Genomic DNA, 13,056 nt, shown 5'->3' with positions numbered 1-13,056 from the left:
TGACCCTCAGCCCGCTGTACGGGTTGCCTCCCGGATCCGGTGGTCGAGGTGCTGGCGTGCTGCGTCCACGTCGATGACCGTGTCCGACGCGATGGTGGCGGTCAGGTCGGTGCAGGCCCGGGCGGCTGCGGTGGCGCGGGCCAGTATCAGGTCCTCGTAGGCGCGGACGGCCCGGTCGAGGTCGTCGTGGGTGGCGATGGCGGTCGCCAGGTCGGTGCCGTCGAGCATGGCGAGGTTCGCGCCGATGCCGTAGGGAGGCATGAGGTGGGCGGCGTCGCCCAGCAGGGTGATGCCGGGGACATGGGCCCAGGTGTGTCCGACGGGCAGGACGTGCAGGGACCTGTTGACGAAGCCGCCGTCGGAGTGGCGGATGAGGTCGAGCAGGCTGTCGTGCCAGCCGTCGAACATCCCGAGCAAGTGCTCGCGGACGGCAGCGGAGTCCTCGATGTCCAGGCCGGCACGGATGTGCCAGTCGTACGGCGCCCGGAACCCTGCGTAGACGCGGACGTGGCCGCCGTTGTTGCGCTGGGCCGACAGCATCATGCGTCCGGACTTCGCCGCCAGGGTGCCGTCGCCGATCAGGCGCGCCAGCGCGGGGTGGCGCGTGTCCACGTCGTCGAGGCAGGTCTCGACCAGGGTGTCGCCGGTGTAGGCGGGGGTGGCGTCGGAAAGCGCCGGACGGATCCGCGACCAGGCGCCGTCCGCGCCGACGACCAGGGCGAAGTCCCGGCTCGTGCCGTCGCCGAAGTGCAGTCGGGCGGTGCCGTCGCCGGCTCGGGACACCGCGGCGGCCGGCTGTCCCCAGCGGACGGTGCCGGGGGCCAGGGAGTCCAGGAGGAGGCCGCGCAGTTGGCCTCGGTCGATCTCGGGCGCGGCCATGGTGGCGTCGGCGGGCCGCTCGTGGTGGACCAGTTCGCCGGTGACGGGGTCGAGACCGCGCAGCTCCTGCCCTTCGGGACGGGCCAGGGCGCGGAACTCCTCGTCCAGGCCGGCGGCGTGGACGGCGGCGCGGCCGGTGTCGTGGAGGTCCAGCATGCCGCCCTGCCAGCGGGAGCGAGCGGAGGGCTCGCGCTCGAACACGGTGACCGGGCAGCCGTGTTGCTGGAGGGCTCGGGCGCAGGTGAGGCCGCCGATACCGGCTCCCACGATGGCGATGGGGGCAGATGTCATGGGGCGAAGTCCTTTCGTGGCACGGGTGGATCGGACCACGAAAGCGTATCCAATACAAAAGTGTAGTGACTAGTCTTTTTGGTCGGATGCATTCGATGCCGGCGCGGACGGACCGGCGATGGTCACCCACACGGGCGTATACCGTCAGGTGGCCCTACCCGGCCAGGAAGCGACGAACGACGATAGTGCTCCATGGCTGCGGACCCGATCCAGCGACCACGTTCCCTCACCACGATTCCCGCTTCCGTAGTGCTGCTCACGCTCCTCGGCGCGCTGGTGATCTGGCTGGCGAGCACCCCACCCGCGGCGGCGGCCCGGCTCCCCAGGGCGGGCGTTCCGCAGTGCGAACTGAGTGCCTACGTCAGCGACCTGTACGACATCGACCCTGCCAAAGACCGGTTCTCCGCACGGATTTGGCTCTGGACCGTGTGCCCGAACCGGGACGTCGACCCCCTGCCCCAGGTCTCCTATTCCAACGCCGACGCCCCCGACACATCGGAGCCGCACATCGTCACGCAGGGCGGCCACGTCCTGGACCAGGTACGCCTGCAGAGCACGTTCCGGCAGGACTGGGACGTGCGCGACTTCCCCTTCGACCACCACCGCATCGAAGTGCTCCTCACGGCCCCCCAGGACGTGGGCCACTTCCGTTTCGTCGTGAACAACGCCGACTCCGAGCTCAACCCGGAGATCCGTACACGAGGCTGGCAGACCACCCGGCTCCGCCTGGTCAGCGCCGACAAGCACTACACCACCACCTACGGCGACCGGACCCTCCAGGGCGGCAGCACCTACAGCCGTGTCCGCATCCAGATCGACCTCGAACGCCGTGACGCCACTGCCTTCTGGAAGCTGACCACCCCGATCTATCTGGCCGTCCTCATCGCGACCTCCACCTTCCTGCTCTCGTCCCGCGACGAGGAGCTGGCGCCCGCCGAGCGGCTGGACGCCTTGCACAACCGGCTCGCCGTTCTCGGTGGGGCGTTGTTCGTGGCAGTGCTCAACATGCAGCAGGCGAACACGGTGATCACCAGCACGGTCGGGCTGACGCTCATCGACCACCTCCACCTGACGACTCTGATCTTCCTCCTCCTGGCGGTGGCCGGCACCGTCCTCTCCTGGCGCTGGACCACCAAGGGCGGCTCCCCGGCCCGGGCCGAGCAGCTGAGCCACCGCGCCGCCTGGCTCGCACTCCTCGCGTACGCCGTGGCATGCGGAGCCCTGGTACTCCTGGCCGCAAGGAAATGAGCCGTGGGCGAGCGGGCACCTATCAGCTGGCGCTCCCCACCAGGCCGCCATTGACGTAGACGGTCTGGGCGGTGATCCACCTGGCTTCGGGAGAGGCGAGGAAACGGACCACGGGGACGACGTCGTCGGGGTCGCCGATGTCGCCGTTGATGCTCATGCTCTTGAGCCAGGCGATGTTCTCGTCGGTCTCCGCGGGGTAGAAGAAGCTGGTCTTCAGCGGCCCCGGGGCGACGCAGTTGACGGTGATGCCGCGGCCGCCGACCTCCTTGGCGAGCGCCTTGGTGTAGTGCTCCACCGGGCTCTTGCTCCCGGCATAGCCGCCGTACGTGGGGGCGGTCACGGCGACGATCGTGGTGATGAGGTTGAGGACGCGGCCGTGGTCGGCCATCTTCTTGGCCGCTTCCCTCATGAGGAAGAAGGGGATCTTCGCGTTGATCGCGAACATACGGTCCCATTCGTCCTCGGTGAACTCCGCGATCGGTTTGCGGACGATCATCCCGGCGGTGTTGACCAGGATGTCCCAGCCGCCGAGCTCCTCGATGGTCGCGTCCACCAGGGCCGTCACATTGTTCACCCGAGTCAGGTCCGCTTGGTGGGTGGCGGTCCGCACGCCCATTCCCGCGAGGTCCTTGGCGACCTTCTCGGCCTGGTCGCGTTTGTGGTCGCTGTTGTAGTGGAGCATCACGTCGGCGCCGTCCTGGGCGAGCGCGGTGGCGAACCTCAGGCCCAGGTTGTCGGAGGCGCCCGTCACCAGGGCGGTCTTGCCCTTCAGCGCAGCGGACACGGTCTTCTCCTCCTCCCGCGCGGCTCGTTCCAGTAGCGCACCCGCCCGGTGGACACCGGAACCCGATGTCCGCCATTCGGGTGACGCTGCCGGGCATGGCCGCGTCGTCGGCCGGGTCAGTTTCCCGCAGCCCCCGAAACGTTTTGCCAGGGTGCGGTACGGGGCTTGGTGAAGTAGTCCGAGTCCCTGGGGCGCGCAGCGTCGCGGCCGGCGGGTCTGGGGGCCGGTTCCAGGTGGGGTATGTGCTTGGAGCAGTGGATGTAGGCCTCCTCGACGGTGAGGTGGACCCACATTTCCGGACTGCGCCCGGGGACGGTGTCGGTGGGCAGGCCGGGACGGATACGGCGCAGGTCCTCGTCACGGTAGAGGTGGGCCACGCCGTTGACGTGGAGCCCCACGTGGTGGTGGGTGAAGTCCACGAAGAGCATGCCGAGGTGAGGATTCTCGATCACGTTCCCGGCGCTGGCCATCACGCCGTTGCCGCGGAATTCGGGGTAGGCGAGCGTGCGGTCGTCGATCACGTGGACGAATCCCGGCGGCCCTGCCCGGAAGCTGGCGTCGCACTCCCCCCGGGAGTCCGCGGTGGCCAGGAAGACCATCGTCTGACGGTCGATGAAGTCGCGCATCTCGGGCGTGAGATACGGATGCACCTGCTGGTCGTAGAACCGGGCGGCGCGGTCCGCGGTGCCCAGTAGCTGCTGCAGCCGGTGTTCACCTGCTGACCCGAAGGACGGCGGAGGCGTGGTCACGAAGGGGTCTCCTGGGAGGGCTGGCGGGAAGGGCGCGACTCAGGGAGTGGACAGGACGGGAGTCTCGAACGGGTCGTGATGGATGCGTCCGAGCGGAGTGCCGTTGAGGGTGAGCGTCTCCTTGGCCGTGGCGACCATCCGCGCGGGGCCGCTGAGGAAAACGTCGTGCTCGTACCACGGCCCGTATGCGGCCAGTACGTCCGGAAGGGTTCCGCGGATTCCCGGGATGTGCTCGTGGGAGACCGCGCCCTTGATGCTCAGCCAGTGGTGCCGTTGGGCCATCCGGAGCATGTCGTCGACCCCGTACAGCTCGGCACTGGTCCGGGCGCCGAGGAACAGATCGACATGACGGTTCTCCCCTCGGCGGGCGATCTCCTCGACGAGTGCGCGGATCGGGGCGAGACCGGTGCCGCCGGCCACGCAGAGGAGTTCGTCGTGATCGGCCACGTCCAGGACCATGTCGCCCATCGGGGGCCCGAGGTGGAGGACGTCGCCCACGGCCGCTCGCTGCACCAGTGCGCCGCTGACCGATCCGCCGGCCACCGCACGTACGTGGAAGGTGAGTGTGCCGTCCTCGCGAGGCGCGTTGGCTATGGAGTAGTAGCGCCACCTCTTCGGCCACCAAGGCGTCTCGATGCTCGCGTACTGGCCCGCGGCGTACTCGTAGTCGATATGGGGACGTACGGTGATCTCGGCGATGCCGTGGCTGTGCGTGACACGGTGCACGACCGTGGCGGGCCATACGGCGGGCCGTATCGCCGCGTCCTCCTCGGCCGCACTGATCATGACCTGGGCGACCACGCCGTACGCCTTCGTCCAGGCGGCGGCGATGTCCGGGGTCCACGCGGAGCCCGCGTACCGGGCCAGAGTGGCGAGGAGGCACTCTCCGACGGCAGGGAAGTGCGCGGCGACGGTGCCGAACTTGCGGTGATCGCGGCCGAGGTGTCCGCAGAAGCGCACGAGGCTCTCGGGGTCGTCGACCAGGTCCACGATGCGCAGCAGCGAGCGCAGGAGGCGGTCGCGCTGGGTGTCCATCCCTTGCGGGAACATCGGACGGACTTCTGGGTAGCGAGCGAACAGGATCGCGTAGAAATAGACCGTGATCTCACCTGCGAGGGGTTCGACCACCGACAGGGACGCCCTGATGAGGCCTATCTCGTGATCCGACAACGGCGCTTCCGCTTCGGCGGTGTCCGGCTCTCCGGTGTCCGCGGCCCCGGCGGGGACGGGGTCCGTCAGGGGCGGGCGCGTGGATGTGCGGCTCGAACGACCGATCCGGAATCTCAAGGCGCCAGCGCTCCCCGGTTCGCCACTCGCCATGACGTCCGCCCGGGACATCCGAGGTGGACGGCATGAGAGTCGAACGATACCGACATGGGTCCTCACAAGGGTGCGGAATCAACAAAGCGGACTGAGTGCTTCCGGGTGCCGGATGATCCTCCATGAGGGCCACGGAGCAAGGAAGGTCCATATTCACCAGAACTCGCGACCAGACTTTGTCGACTTGTTCTCGATCGACTCGGCCGATGTGACAATTTGAGGCACATATCGACCCACCGCGCCGGGGAGCCTTCCTTGACATCAAGCACACTTGAGGTACGAGCCTGAAGACATGACGAACGCACATGCCGCTGTCCTGAACCCCCTCCCCCTGCCCGAGTCCGTGCTGGACGAGCTCGCCGACAGGATCGCCGTGAAGGCGACGATCGTCGGCCTCGGGGAGTCCACGCGGTTCTCCCGTGAGACCTTCGGCATCCGGGACCAGCTCTTCCGCCGGCTGGTGCGGCACCACGGATTCCGGGGACTCGCCGTGCAGGACAGCGCCGACGCCGCCGCCCGCCTCGACGCGTACGTGAACGGCGGCGAGGGCACTGCGGCGTCCGCCCTCGACGGCGCCTGGCGTCCGTGGCGCACCGCCGAGATGGCCTCCGCGCTGGCGTGGATCCGGGCGTTCAACCAGGACCACCCGGACGACCGCGTCCGCATCTTCGGCGTGAAGCCCGTACAGGCACAGTCCCAGGACTACGACGCCGTCCTCGACCACGTCCGCGAGTCGGCCCCGGACCGGCTGCCCGAGCTGGCGTACCACCTGGAGCCGATCCGCACCGCTCACCGCGTCGACGAACACGTCCAGCGCGCTCAGGGGATCCATCCGGGGCGTCCCTTCGCCGCTCACGCCCGTGACGCGCTCGCGCTGGTCGAAGCGCTGCCCGGCATCGACCGTCACGACGACATCGTGGGGCGGATGCGTCTGATCGTGGACTTCCACGAGCACAGCGTCGCCGGGCGGGGAAGCTTCGCGGGCGAGGACGCCCTGTGGGCCGACGTGATCAGCGACCACCAGCGCCGGACCGGTCTGCGCGTCGTCTACTGGGACGGCACCGCCCACACGTCGGCGGCCGAGACGACCCTGGGCCTCGCCCCCGAGCGCGGTCCGCAACCCAGCGTCGGCAGTACGCTGCGCACCCGTTACGGCACGGAATATGTCTCCGTGGCGATCGGCTTCCATCACGGGGACCTCGGCGTCGCCTCCGTCCCGGACCCGGCCGCGGACCTGGTCGACGCGCGGCTCGGCCGGGTCGACCTGCCCGCCCACTGGCTGGACCTGCGCGACGAAACCGTACGGCACCACTGGGACGGGCCGGCGAAGCTCCGCGTCATCAGCGGCGTCTACGACCCGGCCCGTGACGCCGCCGAGCACTTCGCCGTGGAGTCGCTCACCGAGGCGTTCGACGTACTGGTCCACGTCCGCGAGGCCTCTCCCGTGCGGTGGCTTCCGTAGGCCGGCGTCGCTTGCCCGGTGTGGTTCCAGGGCAGGATCATCACCCCATGTTCGAGATGTTCGAGATGTTCGAGATCGGCATCAGGCTGCCCGGCCGTGCGGGCACGCTCCGGCTGGGGATGGACGAGCGCGCCGCGCAGTGGGCCGTCGCCACGGTGGCGGACGTCCGTGAGGGGTGGGTCTGCGGCGCCGGCTGGTCCTTCACCGCGCGGTACGACGGTCTGACGCTCCACGCCTATGGGGACACGAGGGACCGCGACAGCAGCATGCGTCAGAACGTTCCCGGGCTGGCCGAGATCACGTTGGCCCGTGTCCCGGGCGTGGTCGCCGCCCGGTCCGGTTGCCCCGTCGTCCTCCGCGGCATCGATCTCTTCGGATATCCGGCCGCCGAGGTCCTCGACGCGCTCGGCGGCGCGCCTCCCTCCGCCCTCCGGCTGCGAGCGGATGGCGACGGCCTCTACCTGACCGACGTCTCGCTCCACACGGAACTGGTTCAGGAGGGCGACCCCGCGCCTACGGGAGATCCTCCGGAGTACGCCCCAGCACCAGTTGGTCGAACAGGGCTCCCCCACCGTTGCTGAGCAGGCTCATGCTGGTGATCCGCGGCAGCCTCCCGCCCGTCAGGGCCCACAGGTCCACCCGTACGGTGGTCCAATCGGCCGGCGGGCGCCCCGGGAGGCGTTGTTCGACGAGCACACTGTCGGGCAGCCACGTGGCGTCCCCGACGGACACCACGACCGAGGGGCTCGGCCAAGCCACGCCGATCCGTACGCTCATCCCCGTCGTCCCGGGGCCGGCGGCCTTCCAGGCGAACTGGAAGTACCGGTACTGGCCCGGCTCGGGGTGCTCCGTGATCTCGAAGTCCCAGTCGGGTACGGCGTGGCCGAACGTGGCGCCCATGAAGGCGGGGTGCGCCTGACCCGGGCCGTTCATCCTCAGGCATGTGCCGCCGGAGAAGGCGCCCCCGCGCTGGAAGCCGAACATCGGATTGTGGCCGTGCTGGAACGACGCCCTCAGGTCCTCGACCCGTTCGTCGAAGAGGACCGCGCGTCCCCGCCGGGCGAGCACGTCGCGATGCGAGGCGCCCAGGGGCCGGCCGTGGAAGACGAGTTCGCCGAGGCGGATGTTGCCGGACGGCCAGCTGCCCCCGCCGGTGGTGGCGAACCGGAACCTGGCCGCCCGGAGCGGCGGTTGGATCCGGTGGCTGTGCAGCGCCTCGTCCACGTCGCCCGACAGCAGCATCGGGCCGTCGTGCCACACCTCGTTCTCGGCCTCCCACCACTGGAGCCGGACGTCGCGCAGCCATGATTCGGGGTGCGCTGGGTCCTCGGCGAAGGTGATGCCGGTGAGCTCCACCTGGGTGCGGAAGGTGTCGACGGTCAGCAGGAACTTGCCGTGCCATCCGCTGTCCACCAGGTTGACCACCAGCCAGGGCAGCCACGGCACCGCGGGCGGGTCCGCCCTGCCGTCGTACAGCGTCCCGATGGGGTTCTGCGCCGTCAGGTCGATGACGAGCCGCGGGTCGATCAGCTCCGCGCTGATCAGGGCGTGCGTGTCCTTGATCAGGTTGGGCGTCAGGTCGAGGGGCGGGTGGGTGGCGTTGCCCCAGCCCGTCCTGCGGACCACCGGTGTCGGATCCGGAGCCAGCAGCGCGGGGCGGATGTCGGTCTCGGCCGGGGCGAGCCGGCCCTGCCAGCGCGGCCGCAGGTCCGTGTCGTAGCGGACGACGGCCCCCATCCAGGTGGCCGCCAGCAGGTCGCCGCCGGGGAGCCAGGCCGGTACCGGGAGGGCCCGTAGGTCCTCGGCCGCCCGTACGGTGCCGTCGCGGTCGAGCACCACCAGGGTGCCCAGCTCGCTGCCGACGGCGATCCGCGTCCCGTCCGGCGCGACGCGGGGGCGCCGCAGGAGATCGTCCCCGGTGTACGTCCACAGCAGTCCGCCGTCGGCGTCGAACGCCTTGAGCTGCGCGCGGGAGGTCACCACGATGAACGTTCCGTCGTCCGAGACGGAGACCTCCTCGGCGGGTGTCGCGATGGTGTTGACGAGTACGCCGCCCCGGATCACGAACAGCCGGCCGCCGTCGGCGTTCGACGGGATGACGACGGTGCGACGGTCGCCGCTGACCGTACCGCCGCCGAAGACGCCCGAGTCGGTGACCGTGATCGACCAGAGGGTGGACCCGTTGGCCGCCGAGAGGCCGGTGATGGTGCCCTGGGCGTAGGTGACCAGTGTCGCGTTGTCGACGGCGAGCAGCCGCAGGGGCGCGCGGCGGTCCGCCCACCACTCGTGGGCCCACTTCTCCGAGCCCGAGCCCGCGCTGTCCCACAGCGCCAGACCGAGGTCTCCGCCGGCGGCGACCCACGAACCGTCCGGTGCCACCGCGAAGCTGTTGAGCGCGGTGTCGTGCCCCCATTCCGCCCGGGCCCAGTCGGTCGCCTTCTTCGGCAGGCCGAACAGCGCGAACCGGCGTCGCACGGCCCCGTCACCCGCCAGCAGGTACAGGTGGTAGCCCTCGCCGCTGCGCACGTCGAAGCCCTGCGCCGCGAATCCCCCGGGCCACGCAGTGGGGGCGAAGGCGAAGTAGTGCCCGATCCGCCGCCGCCAGTCGACGCGGCCGGTGGTGAGGTCGATGCCGTAGAGGTTGTGGTCCCAGGCGAACGTGTTGAGCAGGGCGGTACGTCCGTCCGGAGACACCGCGACGTCGCGGACGTGCGGGCCGAACGCGTCGGCGGACGCCGTCGGCAACGGGCCGTGCAGTACGGGCACGACGGCGTAGACGCGCGCCGGCACCGTACGCAGGTCGGCGGTGAACTCACCGCCCAGCAGGGTGACGGCCTCCCCGGTGAGCAGGTCGATCACGGTGTGCAGCAGGGGTACCCGGACCTTCAGCCGGGCCATCACAGGGATCCGCTGGGTGTTGAGCAGGCTCACCCGCCAGGCCAGGCCCGGCTCCCAGTCGAGCATGGTGTTGTTGACCGCCCAGATGTAGCGGACGGAGCCGGAGGTCCATTCGCTAAGCAGCACCTCCGGGTTGTCGCACTCGGCGACGGGGAGTACGTCGGCCAGCGCCTGCCGCAGGACCGCGGCGTCGTCCAGGAAGTAGCGGCGGAAGCGGTAGTAGGCCGCGTCGTCGTTTCCGCCGGACTCACCGAGGGCGACCTTGTCGAAGGAGACGTCGAGCGGGGTGAAGCCGGTCAGCAGCTCCGCCCGGGAGCCGCGATCGTAGAAGACCGGCACCCCGGCCGAGCGCAGCGCCGCGTCCAGTGACGGGTCCAGCTCGACGCGCTGGCCGGCGATGAGCACCGCGTCGTAGCGTCGCAGGACCTCGGCGGTGACTTCCTCGGTGAACAGGAACGACGCGGGCCGGTGCGCGTACAGGCAGGCGTTGTACGCCTCGAAGAGCGCACCGAAATACAGGGTGCCGACCTGTCCTTCCCAGCGGTAGCGGGGGCCGATGGCCTTTCCGTCCCAGGTTTCGAGGCGTTGCATCCGGGTGGAGACCACGATGGCGACGCGGTTGCCGTTCTTCGCTGCGGCGGTCGCCGGTCCGAGCCGGCTGATCATGCCGAACGCGGCGCGCAGGACCGAGGTCTTCCCGGCGCCTCCGCAGCGTGGGTCGCCGAGTTCGGTGCCGGGCCCGCCGTTGCGTTCGTCGGTGGAGTGCCCGGCGTCGTGGAGGGCGCCGACGTCGGTGGTCATGCCGGTGCCGTTGGCGCCCCGCATGGCCTGCTGCATCAGGGCCGGCAGGAGCATGCCGCCGGTGCCGTCGTCGTTCCACAGCTCGGGGTGGCCCCACAGGGGTTTGCCCGGCCTGCGGTAGAAGTCGACCATGTGGCCGGTGACCTGGGGCGGCTGGATCTGTTCCGCCTGGTAGTGGAGGTCGATCTCGTCGGCGCCGGTGAGGACGATCTGCGGCGGGCACCAGGAGGCGCGGTAGGGCGCGGTCATCGCGCCGATGCCGGCGGCGGAGATCTGGCGCAGTGCGGTGCGGAGTCGGGCGTCGGCGGCGGGCTTGAGGGCGAAGGCCCGGTCGGAGACGGTCTCGAACACCGGTGACCAGGCGCCGGTGGTGTGCGCGGCCTCGAGCGCCGCAGCGTACGCCTCCTGTTCGGCGCCGGGCTGTGCGGCCCGCTCACCCAGCTTGGCCAGCCACCAGTTCGCGGCCCAGCTCCAGCCGCGGAAGCCCGCGTAGGGCAGGAGGAGGCGGGTGGCCCCTTGGAGGTCGGCCGTCAGCCTCTCCAGGTCGCGGGACTCGAAGTTGTCCGTCGGGCCGAGGAACGGGAGGTACCCGTCGTTGGCGATCAGGATGGCCTGCTGCCGCATGCCGTACGCGCCGTATCCGGCGACGGCACGGCGGGCGGGGTCCTCGAACACGGCCTTCTGGGGTGCGACCGCCGCCCGGTCCGCGGTCAGTCGCGCGACCGTGTCCGGGTCGGCGGGGGTCGGCACGAAGCGGGCGGGCCAGTCGGTGCCGCCGAGGCGGTCGACGAAGAGGGTGAGCCCGAGCTTGCGGGCGCGGGCCAGGTGCGCGGCGGTCGTGTCGGGTACGTCGGCGAAGCGGGGCAGGTCCGTGATGAGCTGGTCGATGACCGGCCGGCGGGGGTCGGCCGGGTAGGAGAGGGCGTAGATGTCGCCGTGCTGCGTGAGGTGGAAGTCCGGTGCGTCGGCTGGTTCATCGGCGAAGCCCGGGCCGATCTCCAAGTGGTGCGGCGCGACGGTGAAACCCGGCAGGCCGGTGGTGTCGGCGTCCACTACGTAACGGCCGGGCTCCCAGGACGCGGTGACCGTCGCACCGAACTCGAACTCCCCCTTTCCGCCGGTCAGTGCGACGACCTGCGGTTCACCGACCCGCTCGCCGTCGTGCAGCACCGTGAGGCGTACGGACGCGGGCAGCGGTACGCCGTCGGGAGCCCGTGCGATGACGGTGACGTGGACGGGTTCGCCCCGGCCGTAGGAGAAGCGGTTCAACGGCTGGACGTCCGGCCCGGTCATCGGCAGGCCGGCCAGGATCGACACGCTCCCCTTCGACCCGGGCGCGCGGACCTCGACGACGCCGTCCACGACGTACTCGCTGTAGCGTCCGCCGACGTCGGCCGAGACCCGCAGGTGGTACAGGCCGCCCGCGTCGGCGGGCGGCGTGACCGACCCGCCGGAGAGCGGAAGCTCGGTGAACTCCGGCACGCCCAGCGGACGCCACCACACCCGGAACCGCGGTGCGGCCCGCCACCGGCCCCGTTCGTGGCGAATCGTCAGCGGTACCGGCCGCCCGGCCTCCCACACCTCGTCCGCGTACGTCACCACCAGCCTCTCGACGTCGGCGGGCACCGATGGCCGGGGCGGCCGGCCCGTGTGCTGGTCGTACACCTCGAACAGGGTCGCCGGATCGGCCCGCTTCACGAAGTACTGTCCGTCACGCAGGCGCAGCTCCGTCACGGGGCGGCTGTCGGGGAGGGCCAGGGTGACCGTACCGGTCTGGTGCCCGTCCAGGTCGTAGATCTTCACCTCGCGGGCGCCGCTGAGCACGTGGAGGTGGCCGTCGCCGTCCAGGTCGAACAGCCCGCGGCGGTCGATTCCCGCGGGGCCGGCCGGAACGCTCCACAGCGGCCGTCCGCCGAACTCCGACGCCCACACGACGCCGGACGGGCCCGGCCAGAGGGTGTAGAGCCGGGAACGGTCCTCGGCCACCCGCAGGCCCACCGTGCCCAAACGCGTCGTGACACCGAGCCGGCCGAGATCGAATGCCGCCACCACGCCGCTCCGGTTGAGCCGGAGCACGCGCAGCGCGTACTGGTCGACGGCGTAGAAGTCGCCGGACACGCCGCCCGCCTCGATCGCCGAGGGGGCGGCGTAACCCACCTCGTCGTTGTCGGTGAACTCGTCGATGTGGCCGAGGAGGTTGAAGTCGGCGTCCCAGAAGGCCACGCGGGGGTGGATGTGCGCCTCCGCGGTCGCGATCATCCCCGCGGCGTTCGCCGTGATGGCGAGCACCGCGTACCCGACCTCCCCGGCCCTCGGCGCCGAGCCGTCGACGGCGACCCGCAGCGCGCGGCCGTCTCCCGGACTCTGTCCGGAATCGGCCAGGTAGACCTTCCCGTCCAGCCCGAGACCGAGCCGGGCATTGGCCACATCGAACTTCGGATCGTACCGGGAAACGATTTGTTCCAGAGTCTTCACGATGGCACCTTCATCTCCCGAAAGGTCCGATGTGGCGCCTTTCAGGTTCCCAGCAGCGGAGGGATCTGGGCAAGGGGCGGAACGCGTCCGACCATGACGTGGCATCAGCGGTGAGGAGATATTCCGACGGACCCGACCGCGGAACCCGC

Annotated in this window: 8 protein-coding genes; 3 read left to right on the top strand and 5 right to left on the bottom strand. The window is 70.5% G+C overall.

Annotation, left to right across the window (positions count from 1 at the left end; all coding sequences use genetic code 11):
• Positions 1–6: 6 nt before the first annotated feature.
• Positions 7–1,170 carry an FAD-dependent oxidoreductase gene (locus AC07BS_RS00865; RefSeq protein WP_478929129.1) on the bottom strand — a complete coding sequence of 388 codons (1,164 nt, stop codon included), beginning with the start codon at positions 1,168–1,170 and terminating at the stop codon, positions 7–9.
• A 192-nt stretch (positions 1,171–1,362) separates the two neighbouring features.
• Here AC07BS_RS00865 and AC07BS_RS00860 point away from each other — a divergent pair, with 192 nt between their 5' ends.
• Entirely contained in the window at positions 1,363–2,418 is a 1,056-nt protein-coding gene (locus tag AC07BS_RS00860; RefSeq protein WP_478929127.1) for a ligand-gated ion channel, read from the top strand.
• Between the two features lie 22 nt (positions 2,419–2,440).
• Here the strand turns inward: AC07BS_RS00860 and AC07BS_RS00855 are convergent, their stop codons facing one another.
• The 3 genes from AC07BS_RS00855 to AC07BS_RS00845 form a co-directional block, all read right to left on the bottom strand.
• Positions 2,441–3,202: an SDR family oxidoreductase gene (locus AC07BS_RS00855; RefSeq protein WP_478638961.1), complete on the bottom strand. Its 762-nt coding sequence runs from the start codon at positions 3,200–3,202 to the stop codon at positions 2,441–2,443.
• Positions 3,203–3,318: 116 nt separating this feature from the next.
• The gene (locus AC07BS_RS00850; RefSeq protein ID WP_478638963.1) at positions 3,319–3,951 is read right to left on the bottom strand and encodes a pyridoxamine 5'-phosphate oxidase family protein; all 633 of its coding nucleotides are present in this window, start codon (positions 3,949–3,951) and stop codon (positions 3,319–3,321) included.
• A gap of 39 nt (positions 3,952–3,990) precedes the next feature.
• Positions 3,991–5,121 (bottom strand): globin domain-containing protein, encoded by a 1,131-nt coding sequence (locus tag AC07BS_RS00845; protein ID WP_478638965.1) that lies wholly within the window; start codon positions 5,119–5,121, stop codon positions 3,991–3,993.
• Positions 5,122–5,563: 442 nt separating this feature from the next.
• Here AC07BS_RS00845 and AC07BS_RS00840 point away from each other — a divergent pair, with 442 nt between their 5' ends.
• Both AC07BS_RS00840 and AC07BS_RS00835 read left to right on the top strand, forming a co-directional pair.
• On the top strand, positions 5,564–6,733 hold the full coding sequence (locus tag AC07BS_RS00840; protein WP_478929124.1) for an erythromycin esterase family protein: 1,170 nt from the start codon (positions 5,564–5,566) through the stop codon (positions 6,731–6,733).
• A gap of 47 nt (positions 6,734–6,780) precedes the next feature.
• A complete protein-coding gene (locus AC07BS_RS00835; RefSeq protein WP_478929122.1) occupies positions 6,781–7,314 on the top strand; it encodes a hypothetical protein in 534 nt (177 codons plus the stop codon).
• On the opposite strand, the gene AC07BS_RS00830 is transcribed toward AC07BS_RS00835, so the two are convergent.
• Positions 7,247–12,907 (bottom strand): WD40 repeat domain-containing protein, encoded by a 5,661-nt coding sequence (locus tag AC07BS_RS00830; RefSeq protein ID WP_478929120.1) that lies wholly within the window; start codon positions 12,905–12,907, stop codon positions 7,247–7,249. The genes AC07BS_RS00835 and AC07BS_RS00830 overlap by 68 nt on opposite strands.
• Positions 12,908–13,056: the final 149 nt, after the last annotated feature.

The sequence above is a fragment of the Streptomyces sp. NPDC044063 genome (genome assembly GCF_056434285.1).
This window is presented reverse-complemented; position numbering and strand designations above follow the sequence as displayed.

Bases quoted from the DNA above. Each gene is read 5' to 3' on its own strand.
- AC07BS_RS00835 (WP_478929122.1), top strand. From the start codon at position 6,781: ATGTTCGAGATGTTCGAGATGTTCGAGATCGGCATCAGGCTGCCCGGC.
- AC07BS_RS00840 (WP_478929124.1), top strand. From the start codon at position 5,564: ATGACGAACGCACATGCCGCTGTCCTGAACCCCCTCCCCCTGCCCGAG.
- AC07BS_RS00865 (WP_478929129.1), bottom strand. From the start codon at position 1,170: ATGACATCTGCCCCCATCGCCATCGTGGGAGCCGGTATCGGCGGCCTC.
- AC07BS_RS00860 (WP_478929127.1), top strand. From the start codon at position 1,363: ATGGCTGCGGACCCGATCCAGCGACCACGTTCCCTCACCACGATTCCC.